The organism is Micromonospora sp. RTP1Z1 (assembly GCF_033804685.1).
Taxonomy (GTDB): Bacteria; Actinomycetota; Actinomycetes; order Mycobacteriales; family Micromonosporaceae; genus Micromonospora.
The window spans coordinates 1-19,665 of sequence record NZ_JAPFQV010000094.1; the positions used below are offsets into that span (position 1 = coordinate 1).

General features: G+C 72.0%; 20 protein-coding genes. 16 read left to right on the forward strand and 4 right to left on the reverse strand.

Annotated features, from left to right (window positions below):
- Positions 1-487 precede the first annotated feature (487 nt).
- The 3 genes from SLP03_RS29580 to SLP03_RS29590 all read left to right on the forward strand — a co-directional run bounded on the left by SLP03_RS29580 (position 488) and on the right by SLP03_RS29590 (position 2,702).
- Positions 488-1,951 (forward strand): amidase, encoded by a 1,464-nt coding sequence (locus SLP03_RS29580; RefSeq protein ID WP_319463937.1) that lies wholly within the window; start codon positions 488-490, stop codon positions 1,949-1,951.
- Positions 1,952-2,023: 72 nt separating this feature from the next.
- Positions 2,024-2,308, forward strand: coding sequence for a hypothetical protein (locus tag SLP03_RS29585; protein ID WP_319463955.1), 285 nt, complete (start codon positions 2,024-2,026; stop codon positions 2,306-2,308).
- Complete coding sequence (locus tag SLP03_RS29590) at positions 2,295-2,702, forward strand: DUF5130 family protein (protein WP_319463938.1); 408 nt, start codon at positions 2,295-2,297, stop codon at positions 2,700-2,702. Before SLP03_RS29585 ends, SLP03_RS29590 begins: the two co-directional genes overlap by 14 nt.
- A 68-nt stretch (positions 2,703-2,770) precedes the next feature.
- Here SLP03_RS29590 and pepN read toward each other — a convergent pair whose 3' ends face one another.
- Positions 2,771-5,317 carry an aminopeptidase N gene (gene pepN / locus SLP03_RS29595; protein ID WP_319463956.1) on the reverse strand — a complete coding sequence of 849 codons (2,547 nt, stop codon included), beginning with the start codon at positions 5,315-5,317 and terminating at the stop codon, positions 2,771-2,773.
- Between the two features lie 218 nt (positions 5,318-5,535).
- On the opposite strand from pepN, the gene SLP03_RS29600 reads away from it, so the two are divergent.
- The 4 genes from SLP03_RS29600 (at position 5,536) to SLP03_RS29615 (ending at position 8,539) form a co-directional block, all read left to right on the forward strand.
- On the forward strand, positions 5,536-6,159 hold the full coding sequence (locus SLP03_RS29600; RefSeq protein ID WP_319463939.1) for a disulfide bond formation protein DsbA: 624 nt from the start codon (positions 5,536-5,538) through the stop codon (positions 6,157-6,159).
- Positions 6,160-6,299: 140 nt separating this feature from the next.
- Complete coding sequence (locus SLP03_RS29605) at positions 6,300-6,722, forward strand: hypothetical protein (protein ID WP_319463940.1); 423 nt, start codon at positions 6,300-6,302, stop codon at positions 6,720-6,722.
- 76 nt (positions 6,723-6,798) lie between these two features.
- The gene (locus tag SLP03_RS29610; RefSeq protein ID WP_319463941.1) at positions 6,799-7,998 is read left to right on the forward strand and encodes a DUF1015 family protein; all 1,200 of its coding nucleotides are present in this window, start codon (positions 6,799-6,801) and stop codon (positions 7,996-7,998) included.
- Positions 7,999-8,068: 70 nt separating this feature from the next.
- On the forward strand, positions 8,069-8,539 hold the full coding sequence (locus tag SLP03_RS29615; protein WP_319463942.1) for a ribose-5-phosphate isomerase: 471 nt from the start codon (positions 8,069-8,071) through the stop codon (positions 8,537-8,539).
- Between the two features lie 12 nt (positions 8,540-8,551).
- On the opposite strand, the gene SLP03_RS29620 is transcribed toward SLP03_RS29615, so the two are convergent.
- Together SLP03_RS29620 and SLP03_RS29625 are read right to left on the reverse strand one after the other, a co-directional pair.
- On the reverse strand, positions 8,552-8,884 hold the full coding sequence (locus SLP03_RS29620) for a hypothetical protein (RefSeq protein WP_319463943.1): 333 nt from the start codon (positions 8,882-8,884) through the stop codon (positions 8,552-8,554).
- Positions 8,885-8,921: 37 nt separating this feature from the next.
- Positions 8,922-10,142 (reverse strand): GNAT family N-acetyltransferase, encoded by a 1,221-nt coding sequence (locus tag SLP03_RS29625; RefSeq protein WP_319463944.1) that lies wholly within the window; start codon positions 10,140-10,142, stop codon positions 8,922-8,924.
- Positions 10,143-10,240: 98 nt separating this feature from the next.
- Between SLP03_RS29625 and SLP03_RS29630 the strand changes: the two genes are divergently transcribed.
- The 6 genes from SLP03_RS29630 (at position 10,241) to SLP03_RS29655 (ending at position 15,564) form a co-directional block, all read left to right on the forward strand.
- Entirely contained in the window at positions 10,241-10,774 is a 534-nt protein-coding gene (locus SLP03_RS29630; protein ID WP_319463945.1) for a hypothetical protein, read from the forward strand.
- Between the two features lie 256 nt (positions 10,775-11,030).
- On the forward strand, positions 11,031-12,914 hold the full coding sequence (locus tag SLP03_RS29635; RefSeq protein ID WP_319463946.1) for a propionyl-CoA synthetase: 1,884 nt from the start codon (positions 11,031-11,033) through the stop codon (positions 12,912-12,914).
- 290 nt (positions 12,915-13,204) lie between these two features.
- Positions 13,205-13,762, forward strand: a complete 558-nt coding sequence (locus SLP03_RS29640; RefSeq protein ID WP_319463947.1) for a hypothetical protein — start codon at positions 13,205-13,207, stop codon at positions 13,760-13,762.
- A 156-nt stretch (positions 13,763-13,918) separates the two neighbouring features.
- The gene (locus SLP03_RS29645) at positions 13,919-14,302 is read left to right on the forward strand and encodes a tyrosine-type recombinase/integrase (protein WP_319463948.1); all 384 of its coding nucleotides are present in this window, start codon (positions 13,919-13,921) and stop codon (positions 14,300-14,302) included.
- A gap of 455 nt (positions 14,303-14,757) precedes the next feature.
- Entirely contained in the window at positions 14,758-15,171 is a 414-nt protein-coding gene (locus tag SLP03_RS29650; RefSeq protein WP_319463949.1) for a hypothetical protein, read from the forward strand.
- A gap of 150 nt (positions 15,172-15,321) precedes the next feature.
- Positions 15,322-15,564 (forward strand): hypothetical protein, encoded by a 243-nt coding sequence (locus SLP03_RS29655; protein WP_319463950.1) that lies wholly within the window; start codon positions 15,322-15,324, stop codon positions 15,562-15,564.
- 268 nt (positions 15,565-15,832) lie between these two features.
- On the opposite strand, the gene SLP03_RS29660 is transcribed toward SLP03_RS29655, so the two are convergent.
- Entirely contained in the window at positions 15,833-16,777 is a 945-nt protein-coding gene (locus SLP03_RS29660; RefSeq protein ID WP_319463951.1) for a GlxA family transcriptional regulator, read from the reverse strand.
- On the opposite strand from SLP03_RS29660, the gene SLP03_RS29665 reads away from it, so the two are divergent.
- From SLP03_RS29665 to SLP03_RS29675, 3 genes are all read left to right on the forward strand, one after another.
- Complete coding sequence (locus SLP03_RS29665) at positions 16,751-17,905, forward strand: saccharopine dehydrogenase family protein (RefSeq protein ID WP_319463952.1); 1,155 nt, start codon at positions 16,751-16,753, stop codon at positions 17,903-17,905. The two genes, SLP03_RS29660 and SLP03_RS29665, sit on opposite strands and share 27 nt — an antisense overlap.
- A gap of 37 nt (positions 17,906-17,942) precedes the next feature.
- Positions 17,943-18,266 (forward strand): tyrosine-type recombinase/integrase, encoded by a 324-nt coding sequence (locus SLP03_RS29670; protein WP_319463953.1) that lies wholly within the window; start codon positions 17,943-17,945, stop codon positions 18,264-18,266.
- A gap of 352 nt (positions 18,267-18,618) precedes the next feature.
- Complete coding sequence (locus SLP03_RS29675; RefSeq protein WP_319463954.1) at positions 18,619-19,539, forward strand: Nif3-like dinuclear metal center hexameric protein; 921 nt, start codon at positions 18,619-18,621, stop codon at positions 19,537-19,539.
- The last annotated feature ends 126 nt before the right edge of the window (positions 19,540-19,665 follow it).

A 19,665-nucleotide genomic window follows, 5' to 3' on the forward strand; every position in this document is an offset into this window, starting at 1 on the left:
ACTTCGAAGACACCACGCTCGCCATCGCCGGACTGGTCTCCGACCGCTGCGCCGAACGGTAAGCAAACCACCAAACCGAACCCGGCATACAAGCACTACCGGGTCCTAATCGTGCACGACCTCGTTATGATCGAGCTCCCGATCACCGGTCCGAGTGGGTCGCACCGCTCGGCACCCTCTCCTGAGTCCGACCAGCGCGACAAGCCGCTGCCGCCCAGCAGCCGGACTGCTTCGCACCTCCTTTGCTCTGCTTCAGCGACGGCAACACCCGGGGTCCGCCAGTGTTGCGTGGGCTGCAGCAGAGCAAAGGATGTAGAGCAACCCCTCACCCCAGCCGTCGCCCCCGGCTCGGGCCGCCATCTCCGGCCCCGGCTGGTGAGGGTGGCAGGTCCGTCGCCGCAGGTCGGGTGGGCGGCGCAGATGTCGGGGCCGGACGGCTCGGCGCGTGAGAAGTGCGCCGGGCGGATCGTCCGGGCAGGATGACGGCATGGCCGAGCCGCACGACCTGACCGCGCTGGAACAGGCCGCCGCGATCGCCCGCGGCGAGCTGTCCAGCGTGGAGCTGGTCGCGCACCACCTGACCCGCGTCGACGCGCTCGGCGACACGGTCGGCGCGTTCGTCACGGTCACGCCGGAGCTGGCCGTCGAGGCCGCCCGGGCCGCCGACGCGGTGCCCGCCGAGCAACGCGGTCCGCTGCACGGCGTACCGACCGCGATCAAGGACCTCACGCTGACCGCCGGGGTGCGGACCACCTTCGGCTCGGCCGCCTTCGCCGACTTCGTGCCGCCGTTCGACGCCGACGTGGTGCGGTTCATCAAGGCCGCCGGGCTGGTCAGCCTCGGCAAGACCACCACCTCCGAGCTGGGCTGCTCGCTCTATTCCGAGGGGCTGGTCGCGCCGCCGGCCCGCAACCCGTGGGACCTCTCGTACACGGCCGGCGGGTCCAGCGGGGGCGCCGCCGCCGCCGTGGCGGCCGGGCTGGTGCCGGTGGCCCAGGGTTCCGACGGTGGCGGCTCGCTGCGCATCCCGGCGTCGCTCTGCGGCCTGGTCGGCTACAAGCCCAGCCGGGGCCTGGTCTCCGGCGGCCCGCTCGGCTTCGGCGCGTTCGGCCTGCCGATCGCCGGTCCGATCGGGCGGACCGTCGCCGACGTCGCCGCGCTGCTCGATGTCATGGCGGAGCCGGTGCCCGGCGAGCCCTACCTGCCGCCGGCCCGGCCAGCCGGGGGTCACCTGCGCGCCGCCCGCGACGCCGCGCCGGGACGACTGCGGATCGGCCGCTTCATCACCCCGATGCTCGCCGAGGAGCCGGTCCATCCCGACTGCGTGGCCGCCGTGGACCGGGCCGCCGCGGCGCTCACCGCCGCCGGCCACGAGGTGGTCGAGGTGCCTGCGCCGCTCGGCCCCGCGGCGTGGCCGCTCTTCGAGACCGTCTGGTACGTCCTGGCGCTCTCCCCGGTGCCGCCCGAGCGGGAGAGCGAGCTGCTGCCGTTGACCCGGTTCCTGCGCTCCCGGGGCGCGGCCGTCGCGGCCGGCGCGTTGATGGCCACCCTCGGCGAACTCCAGGCCCAGGTACGCCTCGGCGCCCACCGGACCGCCGGCTGCGACCTGCTGCTCTGCCCCACCCTCGCGACGCCGCAGGCGGCGGTGGGCGCGTTCGCGGCCCTCGACCCGGCGGAGGATTTCGACCGGCAGCGGCGGTTCTCGCCGTACTGCGCCATCTTCAACGTGACCGGCGAACCGTCCGTTTCCCTGCCGTTCGGTCGCACCGCCGACGGCATGCCGGTCGGGGTGCTGCTCACCGGCCGGTACGGCGCCGACGCGACATTGATCGCCACTGCCGCGCAACTCGAGCACGCGAGTGGCGGATGGGATCACCACCCCGCAATCTGGCGGGCCGTCGACTCCGCTAACGTGAATACCACAAGCGGAGTCGGGGAATGGTCTCCTTGATCGTCCACCCGACCCGGAATTCCTGGTCTCTCTTTCCGCCTGGGGGCGTTGAGGTTGTCTGTTACCGAGACGTTGCTGGTCTACGTCGGCATCCCGGCGGCCGCGGTGCTGGTGATCGCCGGACTGGCACTCGCCGGCGGCCGTGGCGGCGGTGGCGGCGCCAAGCGCTACCGGCCGGGCCGGCCCTTCGACTTCACTCCGGTCTGGTTCCTGGGCCGTCCGGAGCAGCTGGCCGACTCGGCCGGCACCGCGCTGGCGGCGGGCGCGCAGGCGCCGGCGCTGACCAGCCACAAGCTTGAGCAGGCCGGCATCGAGGCGCCGGCCGGTGGAACCGGAGGCGCAAGTGACCGTTGGTGAGACGCAGGTCGGGACGGGTACGCCGCCCGAGGTGCTGGACGGGCCCTTCTCGACCCGCCAGCTGCTCCGCATCGACGAGGCGCTCCGCCTGGCCGACCAGGGCACCGGCCTGGTCTTCTCGGTCTACGTGGGCGGCCTCGACGAGCCGATCCGGGAGCACGCCCAGCGACTGCACCGCCAGCTCGCCGAGCCCGACAAGTCGGTCCTGATCGCCGTGTCGCCCAACCAACGGCAGTTGGAGGTCGTCACCGGCCGGTACGCGCGCAAGCGCATCCCGGACACGTACGCCAAGCTCGCCGCGCTCTCCATGGTGGCGTCCTTCGGCGGCGGCGACCTGGCCGGCGGCATCATCCAGGGCCTCGACCAGCTGGCCAGCCACGCCGGCAAGGGCTGAGCCCGCCCCGTCGTACGACGAAGCCCGGTCCGCATCCACGCGGGCCGGGCTTCGTGCGTACCGCTCGATCAGGCGCTCTCGGCGTCCTTCGCGCGGGCCGTCAGCGCGCGAACCACGCCGTCGCGGCCCTCGGCGACGAGCCGCCGCAGCGGCGCCGGGTGACCCTCGCCGGCCAGCCACGCGTCGGTCGCCGCCACCGTCTCGTCCTCCACCAGGTAGGCCGGGTAGGCGAGCTGGGTGAACTCCTGCGCCGGCTCGCTGTCCCGGCTGGCCCAGACCTGGTCCACCACCGCGAAGTACTTCTCCCGGTACGGCGCGACCAGGTCCACCTGCGCCGGGTGCGCGAAGCCCTGCAGCAGCGCCCGGTGCCGCCAGTTCGGCAGCGCCTCCGGGCCGGTGAGCAGCGCCCACACCGTCGCCTTGTTCTCCGCGGTCGGCACCAGCGCGTGCGCGTACGCGGCCTCCCGCTCGCCGCTGGCCGTGCGGTCGCTCGCCAGTTCGGCCTCGATCTCGGCGGCCCCGGCCGCTCCGTTGGCCACCAGCGCCTGCAGCACCGTCCAGCGCAGCTCGGTGTCCACCGTCAGCCCGGCCGGCACCTCCGCGCCGTCCAGCCAGCCGCGCAGCGTCGCCAGGTCCTCGTCGGAGCGGGCCGCGGAGGTGTACGCGCGGGCCCAGGCGAGCTGGAAGCCGCTGCCGGGCTCGGCCGCGACCAGCGCGTCCTTCGCGGTGCGGGCCAGCTCGGCCCAGCCGGTCGGCGCCCACGCCGGGTCGGCGTAGAAGGTGACCGCGGTGGTCGCCTGCCGCAGCGTGGCGGTGACCAGGTTGATGTCGGTCTCGGGGGGCAGCCCGGCCAGCACCAGCGCGACGTAGTCGCGGGTGGCGAGCTCCGCGTCGCGGGTCATGTCCCAGGCGGCGGTCCAGCAGAGCGCCCGGGCCAGCGACGACTCGAAGCCGGCGAGGTGCTGCACCACGGTCGCCATGGACCGCTCGTCCAGCCGCAGCTTGGCGTACGTCAGGTCGTCGTCGTTGAGCAGCAGCACGTCGGCGGCGGGCTTGCCGTGCAGCGCGGTGAGCTCGGTCTGCTCCCCGGTCACGTCGACCTCGATCCGCTCCCGGCGGACCAGCCGGCCGTCGGTCAGGTCGTAGAGACCCACGCCGATCCGGTGGGTACGCAGCGTCGGGTACCCGGCCGGCGCCTCCTGGCGGACCAGCACCCGCTGGTAGGCGCCGTCGTCGCCGATGGTCACCTCGGGGCGCAGCGTGTTCACCTGCGCGGTCTCCAGCCACTGCGCGGCGAACTTGCGCAGCTCCCGGCCGGAGGCCGCCTCCAGCTCGGAGAGCAGGTCGTCGAAGGTGGCGTTGCCCCAGGCGTGCTTGCCGAAGTACGCCCGCAGCCCGGCCAGGAACGGCTCCTCGCCGACGTACGCGACGAGCTGCTTGAGCACGCTGGCGCCCTTGGCGTACGTGATGCCGTCGAAGTTGACCTCGACCGCCTCCAGGTCCGGCATCTCGCAGTACACCGGGTGGGTGGAGGAGAGCTGGTCCTGCCGGTAGCCCCAGTTCTTGCGGATCGACAGGAAGGTCGTCCACGCCTCGGTGAACCGGGTGGCGTGGGTGTTGCACCAGTGGCTGGCCCACTCGGCGAACGACTCGTTCAGCCACAGGTCGTTCCACCAGCGCATGGTGACCAGGTCACCGAACCACATGTGCGCCAGTTCGTGCAGGATCGTGTTGGCCCGCTGCTCGTACTCGAAGTCGGTGACCTGGGAGCGGAAGATGTAGTGCGACTCGGCGTGCGTGACGCAGCCGAAGTTCTCCATCGCGCCGGCGTTGAAGTCCGGCACCCAGAGCTGGTCGTACTTGGGCAGCGGGTAGCGCACCCCGAACTGCTCGTGGAAGAAGTCGAAGCCCTGCTTGGTGATCAGGAACAAGTCGTCGGAGTCCAGGTACCGCGCCATCGAGGCCCGGCAGAAGACCCCCAGGTCGATGCCGTCGTGACTGTCCCGCACCTCGTGGTACGGCCCGGCGCAGAGCGCGGTGATGTAGGTGCTCATCCGGGCGGACTCGACGAAGTGGACGGTCTTCAGCGCCTCGCCCGCCGGCTCCTCCCGGTCCACCGGCATGTTGGAGACCACCCGCCAGTGGTCCGGGACGGTGGCGTGCCAGGTGTAGACGCTCTTCAGGTCGGGCTGGTCGAAGCAGGCGAAGACCTTCTGCGCGTCCGCGGTCTCGAACTGGCTGTAGAGGTACGTCTCCCCGTCGACCGGGTCCACCGTGCGGTGCAGGCCCTGCCCGCTGTTCGAGTACCCGAAGTCCGCCTCCACCACCAGGGTGTTCTCCGCGTCCAGACCGGACAGCGCGAGGCCCTTCTCGGCCGACCAGCCGGAGGTGTCGACGGGTGCGCCGTTGAGCGTCGCGGACCGTACCGACTCGGCGGCCACCTCGATGAAGGTCGTCGCTCCCGGCTCGGCGCAGCGGAACCGGACCTCGGTCACCGAGCGGAACGTGCGGCCCTCGGCCCGCACGGCGGTCGACAGGTCAAGGCTGATGTCGTACCCGGTCACCTCGAGCAGGCGGGCCCGCTCGGTGGCCTCGACCTGGGTCAGGTTGCGCACTCCCGGCACTGTTCGTCTCCATCCCACTCGCGCCGCGCCCGGCGGCCCCGGGCTCCCCGACCCGCTCGTGGCGGCCGGTCCGGTTCGAGTCTTCCATGCACCGACACCTTCGGTGGTCCAGGTCACGCTCTCATTCCGGTGCCGATCGATGCCGGCCGGGGTGAGGATCGGGGGAGGCGCCGGGCTCACCGGCGTACCCGTCGTGAAGGGATCTCACCGTGACCGAACGTGTCGCCGTGGACATGTGGTTCGACCCGCTGTGCCCGTGGGCGTGGATCACGTCCCGCTGGCTGCTGGAGGTCGAGAAGGTCCGGCCCGTGGACATCAGCTTCCACGTGATGAGCCTGTCGGTGCTCAACGAGGGCCGGGACCTGCCCGAGCAGTACCAGGAACTGATGAAGAGCGGCTGGGGGCCGGTGCGGGTCTGCATCGCCGTCGAGCAGGCGCACGGCCAGGAGGCGGTGGCGAAGCTGTACACCGCGATGGGCACCCGGATCCACCTCGGCAAGGAGCCGCTCGGCCGGGAGATGTTCACCGGCGCGCTCACCGACGTCGGGCTGGACCCGGCGCTCGCCGACGCCGCCGACTCCACCGCGTACGACGAGGCGCTGCGGGCCAGCCACGAGGCGGGCATGCGGCCGGTCGGCACCGACGTGGGCACCCCGGTGATCCACGCCCCGGGTCCGGACGGCGACAAGGTCGCCTTCTTCGGCCCGGTGATCACCCCGGCCCCGAAGGGCGAGGCGGCCGGCCGGCTCTGGGACGGCGTCCTGCTGGTCGCCGGCACCCCGGGCTTCTACGAGCTGAAGCGCTCCCGCGAGCTGGGCCCGATCTTCGACTGAGCCCGGCGGGTACGCCTCCGCGACAATCCCGAGCCCCGTACCGGCCCCGGCGTCACCGGGCCGGTGCGGGGCTCGTTTCACCGGGTGTCCCCGCCGGCGGCCTGCGGGGCCGCACCCCGGCAGCTCCTGGAGGCATTCCCATGGGTAAGCACCGCCTTACGTCCGACGACGCGCCGCAGGAGACGGCGACCGAGGACTCCGGTGCGACGTACTGGTCGGTGGACGAGGCCGACTGGCCGTCCGTCCGTCCGTCCCTGCCCGCCGAGATGGTCGACCTGCTCGCCCCGCCGATCGTGGTCGGTGTCGCCCGGGTGGTCGCCACCTCCCGGATGACCCCGCCCGCCGAGGTGGGCCTTTCGACCCGCGTGCCCGGCCCGGTCCGGCCCGGCGCGGCGGCCGGCCGTCCGGTGCCGGCTGGCGCGACCACCGGCCGGCTCGCCGGGTCGACGGCGGCGTCCCACCCGTCCGGCCCGGCCGGTTCCGTCCCCGGCCGCCGCCCCGGTTCCACGCCGGTGCCCGGCGGGCACCGCGGCGCCCACGCCCCGCTCGACCGCAACGGCTGACCGCGGCCTTTCATCAGGTGGACGCGGTGAGGGTCCGGGTCCGGCGGGCCGGGGCCCGCGGGTAGCGTCGGTGGGCATGACGGTCGTGCATCCGATCGCCCGGGCCTGGATCACCACTGGCGGCACCGGCGCGCAGAACTACGACGAGTTCGCCGACGACGCGGAGATCACCGCGATCATCGAGGCGAACCCGCACAGTGCCCTCGGCATCGAGATGCCCCACCGGGCGCCGGAGAGCCTCGGTAAGTCCTTCCTCGACGCCCTGCCCGACGCGGTGGCCCGCTTGGTCGAGGCCAAGGCGGACGGGAGCTACACCCCGGCCGAGCAGGTTGTGGTGCTCTACCGGATCAGCGCGCCGGGGGAGGAGTCCGCGTACGGGCTCTTCGCCATGGTCGGCACCGACCAGATCTCCACCAGGGCCGACGAGCCAGGTCTGGTGATCCGCAACGAGGATGTCTTCATCGCCAAGGTGCGGGAGCGGGTCGCCCTCGCCGACGCGCTCGGGCACCTGCTGTCGCCCGTCCTGCTGCTGCAGACCGGGCGCGGCGACGAGCTGCACGCCGCGCTCGCGGCGGCGACCGAGTCGGCCGGCGCGCCCGCCGCGACCGACGTCGACCAGTCCGGGCGGACGCACGCCATCTGGCTGCTGGGCCCCGGCCCCGAGCAGGACGAGCTGACCGCCCTCGCCGGTGGCGGCGAGCTGGTGGTCGCCGACGGCAACCACCGCAGCCTGGCCGCCCAGACCGGCGGGCTGCTCCGCTTCCTCTCGGTGATCACCACGCCGGCGTCGGTGGCGATCCAGCCCTACAACCGGCTGGTCAGCGAGCTGACCACCACGCCGGAGGAGCTGCTCGACCGGCTCCGCACGGCCGGCGCGGAGATCGCCCCGATCGACGGCCCGGTCGAGGTCCCGGCGGCCGGCGGCGACGTCCACCTCTACCTCGCCGGCCAGGGGTACGCGGTCACCCTGCCGCACGTCGACGGCGGCCGGCTGGAGAACCTCGACCACGCCCTGGTCGAGCGGCTGCTGCTGCGCGACGCGCTCGGCCTCGACCCGGGCGACAAGCGGATCACCTACGTGGGCGGGGACTACCCGGCGAGCTGGCTCACCGGGGAGGTCGACTCCGGTCGGGCCGAGCTGGCCGTGCTGGTCGCCCCGGTGACCGTGGACGACTTCGTGGCGGTGAACCTGGCCCGGGAGAAGATGCCGCGCAAGAGCACCTGGTTCACCCCGAAGGCCCGCGGTGGCCTGGTGGTCGCCGAGCTGTCCCGCTGAGCTGTGACGAATTCGCCTCCGTGCCGCCGCCCGCGCGGCGGCACGGGGCCAGCCTGAGAGACTGCGCGGTATGCGCGTCTACCTGGGATCCGATCACGCCGGTTTCGAGCTGAAGGTGCACCTGGCCAACCACCTGGCCACGCAGGGGTACGAGGTGGTCGATGTCGGCCCGCACGCCTTCGACCCCGACGACGACTACCCGGCGTTCTGCCTGCACACCGGTGACCGGGTGGTCGACGACCCGGGCAGCCTCGGGGTGGTCATCGGCGGCTCCGGCAACGGCGAGCAGATCGCCGCGAACAAGGTCGCCGGCGTCCGCGCGGCGCTCGCCTGGAACATCGACACGGCGCAACTCGCCCGGGAACACAACGACGCCAACATCGTCGCGGTCGGCGCCCGGCAGCACACCCTGGACGAGGCGACCGCCCTGGTCGAGGCGTTCCTGACCACGCCGTTCTCCGGCAACCCCCGGCACTCCCGGCGGATCGCTCAGGTCGCCTCCTACGAGCAGACCCGCCAGCTTCCCGACCTGCCGGCCTGACCCGGCACCGGGTCAGCGGCCAGAGCGGGGTAGGTCCTCGCGGGGGACCCAGTTGCGCCGGACGATCACCACGCGGGCCTCGGCCTCGGCCAGGTCCGCGTCGGTGGGCCTGGCCGCGTCCCGCGCCCGCAGCGCGGCGGTCACCCCGACCTGCGACGACCCGGAGCCGACCAGGCCGCGCAGCCCCCGCTCACCCTCGTCGGCGGGCAGGCCGGCGCGCCGCGAGCGGGCCGCCTCGTCGTGCACCGGCGCCGTCGTCACGCTCGGCCCGTCCGGGGCCGGCGATCCGCTCTCGACCTCGCCGTGGTGCCGCAGCCGGCGGCGCCGTCGCTCCGCATCACCCATCGGTCGACCGTACCGCCTCGGCGGCCCGCCATGCCGGTCAGAACATCTCCATCGGGGCCGGGGCACGGTGCCAGCCGAAGGCCGGGCCGGCCGCGGCGAGCGTCCCCGGCACGAGTTCCCGGACCCGGCCGGCGGCGGCGAGCGCGCCGAGCCCGGCGCCGCCCAGGTAGAGCTCGCCGAGGGCGCGTACGTCGCAGCCGAGCTGGGCCGGCTCGCCGGTGGCCGTGCAGGTCGCCACGGACGGGCCGCCGACCAGGCGCCACCGGCCGGCGTTCTCCGGCAGCAGCTCGTCGGTCACCTCGATCACCACGTCGAGGTCGGTCGCGTACCGGCGGGCGGCCAGCGCGGCGGGCACGTCGACCACCCGCACCCAGAGCGCGTCGGAGAGGTGGGCGTCGAGCTGCCGCGGCTCGTTCAGCAGCCACAGCAGCGGCTCGTCCACGGCGGCGGTACGGAACGACAGCCGCCGGGTCAGGTCGATCGAGAGCAGCAGCCGCCACAGCGCCAGGTAAGCGTCGGGGTTCTCCGCGACCACCTCGTCGACCCGGACCTCGCCGCGCGGGCCGGTGCGGTCCCACTCGTCCTTCGTCCGGAACAGCGCGTACCCGTCGAGCCCCGCCGGCCCCTCGTGCAGCAGCACCCGACGCTCGGTGGCCCCCTCCCGCAGGCTCTTCACGTCGGCCACCACGTACCGCCACCAGCGTTCGTCCCGGGCCGACCAGCCGGGGCGGTCGGCGCGCACCCGTTCGTACAGCCGGGCCAGCTCGGCCTGCCGCGCGGCCGGCTGGTCCAGGCGTAGCGTGCCTGCGACGGACGCCGGCTCCGGCAGGCGCAGTTCGGTGGTGTCGCAGCTGATGGTGAGCCGCTGCGCGGCCAGACCGTAGCCGAACCGGGGGTAGATCCGGCCCTCGCTGGCCCAGAGCACCGCGATCGGCTCCCGGCCGGCGTCGCGGATCTCCCGCAGCTGGCGGCGCATCAGACCGGTGAGCAGGCCCCGGCGGCGGTGGGTCGAGGCGACCGAGACCATCGTCACATGCGCCGCCGGCACGCTGGCGCCGGGCACGCCCAGTTCCCGGGTGAAGGCCGCGGCGTGCGCGACCGCCATGGCGCCGTCGCGGACCAGCAGCGCGCGCTCCGGCTCGAAGATCCCCCGCTCGACTTCCCGCAGCTCTGGGTCGATACCGCCGTGGAAGGCCAGGGCCAGCAGCCCGGCGATCTCGTCGAAGTCCTCGGCGCGGGGCACCACCATGTCGCTCATCGGATGTGTGTAACCCATCACCGTCGGGGTCGGCGACCGATTTGCCGGCTCGCTACCCTCGGAACCGTGGCCGGCGTCGGTCAGGGGGAGGACATGAGATGGCGGACCAGACCCAGCCGTGGGCGGAGCGCACCGTGGAGGTGCCGCCGCAGCCCGGTGTCGGGGTGCCAGCGCAACGGGACGCGTTCCGGCGGGGGGTGGCCGCGGTGGGGCAGCGGCGTACCCCGCGCACCGACCAGTTCCCCGCCGTCGACCCGGCCGACTGGTCCGGCGGCCCTGCCCCGCGCCGGCCGATGGGCTGGCACCTGGCCCAGCTGCGCCGGGGTGGCGAGTGGAGCGCGGCCGCCGGCCTATTCGCCTTCGTCTGCTGGGGCATCTGGGCGATCTCCGGCCGGGGCGACCTGGCGGCCCCGCTGCTGACCTTCGTGCTGAGCCTGTTCACCGCGGTCGGTCTCTTCGCGCTCTCCCGCCTGCTCGGCCGGCTGATCTGGGAGCGGCAGCTGGGCCGGGTGCGGCGCAGCGCTCGCGGCGCGCACCTGGTGACGGCGCTCTTCCTGGCCGGCGTGGGCGTCGCCTACCTGCAGCAGACCGAGTGGGTCGTGACGGCCTGGAACTGGGTCACCGGCAACTGATTGCGGTACCCGCGGGCGGGTCGGCGTCACGCCGCCCGCCCGCGCGTCCGGTCGCGGGTCGCCGCGACGCCGGTCGTCACTCCACCAGGACGGCGGCTGCTTACCCGGCGGGGCGCGGTTCATCCGCAGACCTGACCGGCTGAGCCGCCGCTCAAGGTCGGGCCGGCCGGCCGTTCGGCGATCCGGGCGGTGCGTCCGGCGCACCGACCCCGGCCGGCCGTCGTGCCGCCCGGCCTCCGCGGACCAGCATGAGTCCATGGGCGCGTATCGATCAGCGTACGAGCGGAGCATCGCCGACCCGACCGGCTTCTGGCGGGACGCGGCGGCGGACATCGACTGGTTCCGGGCGCCGGAGCGGATCCTCGACGACAGTGCGGCGCCGCTGTACCGCTGGTTCCCCGACGGGGTGCTGAACACCTGCCACAACGCCCTCGACCGGCACGTGGCGGCCGGTCGCGGCGACCAGCCCGCGCTGATCCACGACAGCCCGGTGACCGGCACCGTACGCACCTGGAGCTACGCGGAGCTGCTGGCGGAAACCGCCCGGTTCGCCGGGGCGCTGCGCCGGCTCGGCGTCGGCCGAGGCGACCGGGTGCTGCTCTACCTCGCCATGGTGCCGGAGGCGGTGATCGCGATGCTGGCCTGCGCCCGGATCGGCGCGGTGCACTCGGTGGTCTTCGGCGGTTTCGCCGCCCACGAGCTGGCCGTCCGGATCGACGATGCCCGGCCGGCGGTGGTGGTGGCCACCTCCTGCGGCATCGAGGGGGACGGGGTCGTCGACTACCACCCGATCCTCACCGCCGCGCTGGCGGAGGCGGCGCACGGCCCCGCGCACTGCGTGATCGTGCAGCGGCCGCAGCGTCCCGCGCCGCTCCTTCCCGGCCGGGACCTGACCTGGGAGGAGGTGATGTCGGACGCGGAACCGGTCGACTGCGTCCCGGTCGCCGCCACCGACCCGCTCTACATCCTCTACACCTCCGGCACGACCGGCCGGCCCAAGGGTGTGGTGCGGGACAACGGCGGGCACGCGGTCGCGCTGCGCTGGTCGATGCGGAACGTCTACGGCATCGAACCGGGCCAGGTCTTCTGGGCCGCCTCCGACGTGGGCTGGGTGGTCGGCCACTCCTACATCGTGTACGCGCCGCTGCTCACCGGCGCGACCACCGTGCTGTATGAGGGCAAGCCGGTCGGCACCCCCGACGCGGGCGCGTTCTGGCGGGTGGTCGCCGAGCACCGGGTGGACGCGTTGTTCACCGCGCCGACCGCGATCCGGGCCATCCGCCGGCAGGACCCGGACGGCGCGTTGATCTCCGGGTACGACCTGAGCAGTCTCCGGACCCTCTTCCTGGCCGGTGAGCGCCTCGACCCGGACACCTGGGCCTGGGCGGGGGAGCGGCTGGGCGTGCCGGTGGTGGACAACTGGTGGCAGACCGAGACGGGCTGGCCGGTGGCGGCGAACCCGCTGGGCATGGAGCCGCTGCCGATCAAGTCCGGCTCCCCGTCGGTGCCGGTGCCCGGGTACGACATCCGGGTGGTCGACGGCGGCGGGCGGGAGGTCCCCGCCGGCACCGACGGCTCGATCGTGATCCGGCTGCCCCTGCCGCCCGGCTGCCTGCCCACCCTGTGGGGCGACGACGAGCGGTACGTCCGCTCCTACCTGTCCACCTTCCCCGGCCACTACCTGACCGGTGACGGCGGCCGGTTCGACGCCGACGGCTACCTCTACGTGATGGGCCGTACCGACGACGTGATCAACGTGGCCGGGCACCGGCTCTCCACCGGGGCGATGGAGGAGGTGCTGGCCGGCCACCCGGCGGTCGCCGAGTGCGCGGTGATCGGGGTCGCGGATGCCCTCAAGGGCCAGGTCCCCAGCGGGTACGTGGTGCTCAAGGCCGGCGCCCAGGTGGACCCGGACGCCCTCGCCGGTGAGCTGGTCGCTCGGGTCCGGCAGCGGATCGGCCCGGTGGCCGCGTTCCGCCGGGTCACCGTGGTGCCGGCGCTGCCGAAGACCCGGTCCGGCAAGATCCTCCGCCGGACGATGCGCGGCCTGGTCGAGGGGCGGGACGAGCCGGTCCCGGCGACGATCGACGACCCGGCCACCCTGGCCGTCTTCCGCGGCCTCGGCGCCCCCGCCGACTGATCCGCCCGCGCGGGCGTCGGGTCTGTCGGCGGCGAAGCGGTGCACCGCCTCTGAATTGGGCAGGAGGGGTGTGGAGCGGGCGACGGGAATCGAACCCGCACCGTCAGTTTGGAAGAGCGCGCTCAACCGGCCGTGTTGCTGGTCCTGCCTCCGCGCGCCTCGTCAGCCTGTCTGTTGTCGTCGGGCTTGGTCGGCGTCTGCGGATGGCCTCGGCTGTACGGATGCTGTACGGCCGGGCGACGCGTCGGTCAAAGAGACCCTAGGCTGACGCGCGTGTCGCGGAGCATGCAGTGATCGACCTGGACGAGCAGAATCACCAGCCGGCGAAGTCGGGTACCACCACCCATGACCGCCTCATGGCCAGACGGAAGATGACCCTGCGGCTCGTCGCTGCGTTCGTGGTCGGCGTTGTGCTTGGCGGTTTCGGCGTCAGCCAGCTGCGAGACTCGCGTGATCAGCGGGAGCGGAACGCCGTGGTCGCACTCGTGGCCTTACCTCAATCGGCCAACTTGGGAGGCTCGTTCTCCGAGGGATCGGTCCAACTGCCCGGGCAGTTGATGTTGATCAACGCCGGCCCCGCGCCGATCACGGTTCGCGCGGTTCAAGCAGAGAGGCCGGGCGTCGTGGTACGCAACACGGGGCAACTCCGGCTGTTACCCCCTGGCGGCACCGGTCAGGTCCTGGTCGAGCTGCGGTTCGAGTGCTCGATCGCCTTCCAGCCAGAGCCATTGTCGCTACGGCTTTCGGTTGAGACCGATGACAAGCGTGTCAGAGAGGTCACCTACCCCGTCGCTCTCGCAGGAAGCGACTGGGAGCGCGATGCCCTGGGCATGTGCCCCCGCGGATAGCCACGGCGGGCTGAGGCGTAACAGAACAAGGCCAAGCGCTGAAGCGGATCTCCTCGTCGGGCAGTCGTAGACCGTTCAGCCTCACCGGACGGGGACAAGGTGGAGCGCCCTACCGGACGAACGACCTTGCGTCCGGGGAGGCTGGTAGCCCTTGTGGTGCCCGGCGAGGTGAACCGCGGGCGGCATCGGGCGCATCTGGCCGAGTTCACCGCGGCCGATGCTGACGCCCTGGTCTTCACCGGCGACAAGGGCGCGCTGCTGCAGTCCGGCAACTTCGGCAGGGCGGTCAAGTGGACGCGGACTGTCGCAGCGCTGGGGCTGCCCGGCTTTCACTCCCATGTCCTGCGGCACACCGGCAACACCCTCGCCGCAGCCTCTGGCGCGAGCACTCGCGAGCTGATGCAGCGAATGGGGCACGCGAGCATGCGGGCGGCGTTGATCTACCAGCACGCGACAAGCGAGCGGGACCGCGAGATCGCCTCGGCCATGGATCGGCGGATCGCCCGGCAGGCCCGGCGCAAGGGCGGCCAGAGCAGCTAGTGGCTCACGGATGGCCCGCAAGATCGAAGCGGGGGAGTGGTCGACCGGACCAGGATTGGGGGATACAGCCTCTGACCTGGGCCGGAGGCTGGTGGAGCGGGCGACGGGAATCGAACCCGCACCGTCAGTTTGGAAGGACGAAGATCACGGCCGATAAGGCCCTGGTGGGCCAGGTCAAGGAACGATGTGCGTGACCGTTCGTGCCCCCTGGCGACTGTCCGAGGTACGGGCTACTGGCACGTGGATGGCACGGCGACCGAGGAATTATGAGATCAAGTTGCCCGCCCCGCCGGCCTGGACACCTGGGCGTCTAGCAGCGGAAACACCTCTCGACATCTCTCACCGCTCCCCCGCCGTCCGTCGACCTCCTGCGGACTGAGTGCGGACCGTTGACGGTCAGGAGGCGGCTACGGGCCGGCCGCCCTCTGCCTTGCAAATATGGGTAAGCTTCGGACGTGTCGGGGCAGGGTTGGCGTGAGCTGACGCCGGAACCTATTCCCGCCCTTCTCACGGTCGTGGACTGCGGCGACGGATGCATCCGGGAGCTGACGCTGAGGTCAACGTACGGACCCGATGCCGCGCAATCTGCTTCCGTGGTCGTCGACGTCTGGCACGCGTCCGAGCCCGGATGGGTACAGCTCACGATCGAGCTAAAGGGCTTGGTGCACCGCAAGATTGTTGACATCAACACCTTTTCCTGGGTGATGCTCGATCAGCCCCAGGTGGTGCGGGACGACGCTGGCCTCTTGCACCTGGACCTCGATCCCACAGGTGATATTCGGACACCTGCTGACATGGCGCAGTACTCCCACGTGTACCTGGCCGCGAGGGAACTGCGGTGGCGGCTCGACCCACTGCCAGCAAGCTAGCTAGTCGCGGGCAGTGCGGACTGCAGCAAGCATGCAGAAGACTCACCCTGCGGAACCGCCAGCCTGTGCGTGGTGCCCGGCGAGGGGATCCGCGGCGGCATCTCTGAGGACGGCCGGGGTCTGGGGCGGAGCTCCAGCTATGGTCTTGCGATGAACGCCGTGAACGTGGTCGAGAAGTTCAACGCGGACGGCTTCCTCGAACGGTCATGGGCCCTGCCACCAGAAGTTGTCGTGCCGCTCCGGGCTCATGTCAACATGACCGAAGAGGGCTGGATCATGTACGAGTGGCCGGTGACGGCGGAGATAGCGTCCATCGTGCAGCCCTGGGTCGACGAACCAATCGACGTTGCGTCCGACGCGTGGAACATCGGTTCCGAACAGGCTCCCGACTAGCTCAACATCTGCTGCCGTTCCTGGTGTGGCCGGCCGGCCCGGCCGATGCCGGCCGGAGGTCGCCAGCAGGCCGGGGCCGGGCCGGCGCGGCCCGGCTGCGGGCCGCCTTGATTCCAAAGAGAAGAATTCGGCAGTGGCCACCCATCACGCCCGGGCTGCGCCAGATGTCGAGCCACGACCAGCGGCAGATCCGCCCACGCCGGCTGGTTACACGCCGATCTCAGCGAGCGGCGTCTGCGGCTGGCGCGCTATGAGATCGCAGTCAGGGTCACGCGAGCCGGAACGTCGCCCGGTACGCCGTGGGGGACACGCCGACGCTGCGGTGGAAGTGCCGACGAAGGGTGGCGGCGGTGCCCATGCCGCAGCTGGCGGCGATCTGTTCGACGGAGGCGTCGGTGCGTTCGAGGAGCTCCTGGGCCCGAGCGATGCGCTGCTGGTGCAGCCAGTCGAGCGGCCGGGCCTGGAACTCGGCGTGCATCCGGCGTGCGAGCTGTCGGTTGCTGAGGCTGGCGTGCCCGGCGAGGTCGCCCACCGCGAGCGGCTTGTCGAGGCGGGCCCGTGCCCACTCGAGCGTGGGTGCGAGTCCGTCGGGGTTGCGCGGCTCGGCGGGCGGGGTGATGAACTGCGCCTGCCCACCGCTGCGGTGGGTGGGCACGACCAGCCGCCGCGCGATCCCGTTGGCCGCAGTGGCACCGAGGTCACGGCGTACGAGGTGGAGGCAGAGGTCGAGGGCCGCCGTCTTGCCCGCCGAGGTGAGGAGGTCGCCCTCGTCGACATAGAGCAGGTCGGCTCGGACATCGACCCGGGGGTATCGGCGGGCCAGTTCGTCAGCGTGCATCCAGTGAGTGGTCGCGACGCGACCGTCGAGGAGCCCGGCGGCCGCCAGCACAAACGCGCCGGTGCACAGCGACGCGACCCGCACGCCGCGCCCTTGTGCCACGCGCAGTGCCTCAAGGAGCTCCGGGTCCGGCTCCGCGTCGAGCCTGTCGGTGGACGGCACGACGACGGAGTCGACTCGAGTTATCTCGGCGTACGACGCGGTGGGCAGGTTCGGCAGCCAGGGGTGCGCGACCCCGTCTGCGGTGCAGACGACGAGGTCGTACCATTCGCCGCTAGGGGAGAGGTCCGAGCGGTCGACGCCGAAGACCTCCGAGGCGATCGCGACCTCGTAGAGCATCGCTGAGCCGTGCATGGCGAGGGCAACCCGGGGCATGTCCGAAACTATACGCACGGCGTCGTTTCCGACACTCGTCTGCGTGCGGCCCCGCACCTGACGATGGTATGCGTGAACGCATCTGAACGAGTCATGGTCTACGGCGCCACCGGTCACACTGGGCGCTTCGTTGTCGACGAGCTGCTACGGCGCGGGCTGACGCCGGTGCTGGCTGGGCGCAGCGCTGAGCGGCTGGCTGCCGTCGCGCCGCGGCATGCCGCTCTCGACCGCCGCGTGGCCGGCCTCGACGACTCCGCCCTGCTACGGCAGGCGGTCGCCGGCGTCGGCGCGGTCATCAACTGCGCCGGGCCGTTCCTCGACACCGCGGTCCCGCTCGCACGAGGCGCTGTCGAGGCCGGCGCCCACTACCTCGACGTGACGGCCGAGCAACCGGTTGTGCAGCAGCTCTACCGCGAGCTCGACGCCTCGGCTCGTGACGCCGGCGTCGCCGTCGTTCCGGCCATGGCCTTCTACGGCGGCCTGGCCGACCTGCTCGTCACCGCTGCACTCGACGGGGAATCCCGGGCAGACGAGGTCGAGGTCGCGATCGGGCTTGACCGCTGGTGGCCGACCGAGGGCACTCGGGCCACCGGCGCGCGCAACACGGCGGTCCGCCAGGTGATCCGCAGCGGCGTAGTGACCCCGCTGGCCAGCCCTGCGCCGACCGGCACGTGGTCCTACCCGGAGCCGCTCGGTGACCAGCCCGTCGTGCAGGTGCCGTTCTCCGAGGTCATCACGATCGACCGGCATCTCGACGTCGGCGAGCTCCGGTCCTACCTGAACACCGCCCCGCTCCACGACCTCCGCGACTCCGCGACGCCACCACCCTCCGCGGCCGACGAGCGCGGACGCTCGACCCAGCAGTTCGTCGTGGACGTCGTCGTACGCCATTCCTCGGGCACCCGACGCATCAGCGCCGCAGGCCGTGACATCTATGCCGTCACCGCACCCATCGTCGTCGAGGGCGCCGTTCGACTCCTCGACGGGCGTCACCGCGGCCCCGGCGCCGTCGCACCGGGAGAGGCATTCGACGCCGTCGACGTGCTTGCCGCATTGGAGCGAGACACCGACGGTCTCGAGGTGCGGCGAGACTGGCGCTCACCTGGGTTGTCCACGTCCGAGCTGTAGACAACCCAGCCTCCGCAACCGCACATCCGGATCTCGCATGAGGGTGTTCCGCCCTGCACAGCTCATCTTCACCGGGGCGAAGGGTGCGCCGCTGCGTTCCGGCAACTTCGGGCGGGCGGTCAGCTGGACCAAGACTGTCGCCTCGGTGGGCCTGGCTGGCTTCCATTTCCACGACCTGCGTCACACCGGAAACACGCTCGCCGCGTCGGCGGGGGCCAGCACGCGGGAGCTCATGCACCGCATGGGACACGCCACCATGCGCGCCGCCCTGATCTACCAGCACGCCACCAGCGAGCGCGATCGCGAGATCGCTGGCGCGATGGACCGCCGGATCGCCGGCGAGGGCCGACGGCGACGGTGAATGGCACGCGGATGGCACGCAAGATCCAACATGGGGGAGAAGCGAAGAGGCCCAGGTGCCGCGATCATGCGGTCTACCTGGGCCTTCGTGGGTGGAGCGGGCGACGGGAATCGAACCCGCACCGTCAGTTTGGAAGAGCGTGCTCAACGGGCCGTGGTGCCCGAAACGCCTGCGGTCGGCGGCAGAGCCGAATGCCGCTCGTGCCCGCTCATGACCGCTGTGCGCCACGGTTACTGGCCCGTGGATGGCCCATCGCGGCCACCGGACCGATTGCGTACACCGACATCGGTGTGGTCCGACGCCTACCGGATTGCAGGTGAACTCCGGCCCGGTGACGTCGTAGGGTGCGGGGATGGTTGTGGATCTCGATCGGATCGTCGCCGCCCTGGATGAGCTGTTCGCCCTCGACGCGTCCGCACCCGACACCGCGATGAGCCGGCACCTACCCCGGGTCTACGACAAGGTCGGCACCGACTGGCGGGCGTTCGTCGAGCCGCATTTCGCCCAACGGTTCAACGGGCTCATGCGCCGCGGCCACCCGACCGTTCGCACCGTGTACGGTGCCTGCTTCCCATCGGCCGAAGTCGTCGACGCTTGGCTGGCCGTGGCCGAGCGCGGCGACCTTCTGGTCACCCACCACCCGATCGACGTGCGCAACGGCTCACCCGAAGACGACACCTGGGCAGAGGGCTTCGTGCCGATCGACGCGACCCAACTGAAGGCCATCACCGAGCGCGAACTGTCGATGTACGCCTGCCACGCCCCGATGGACACCTCCCTGCGGGTCGGCACCGCCGCTGCCATCGTCGAAGCGCTGAGCGGCACCGTCGTCAACCAGTTCTGGCCGTATGGCGATGGCCACGCGGGGCTCGTGGCCGACATTCCGACGATCAGCAGCAACGCTCTCGTACGCCGCGCCCGGGAGATCTTTGCGGTGGACACCGTCGAGGTCGAGGGAGCAGTCCACGACGCGGTGACCCGTATCGCGGTAGTCGGCGGCATCGGGGATCACGTCGAGCAGATGGCATTGGCCGAACGCATGGGCGCCCAGGCGTACCTGACCGGTGAGCTGCACGTACGCATAGAGGGCGACTACGGACGCCGCAAGTTCGCCGCCGTGCAAGCCTTCGCAGCCAACACCGGCATGACCCTGATCGGCGTCTCACACGCCGCCAGCGAACACCTGGTCATCGAGACGCAGCTAGCCCGCTGGTTCGCCCAAAACCACCGGATCACCCTTCGCCCCATCCGGGAACCGCGCTGGTGGCGTTGAAGTGTGAGCGAGTGGTCTTGGCGGATAAGCAGATCTCCTCGTCGGGCAGTCGCCAGACCGTCCAGCTTCCCCGGACGGGGCCAATGTGGTGCGCCCGGTAGGGCGCTACACCATGGCCCCGTACGG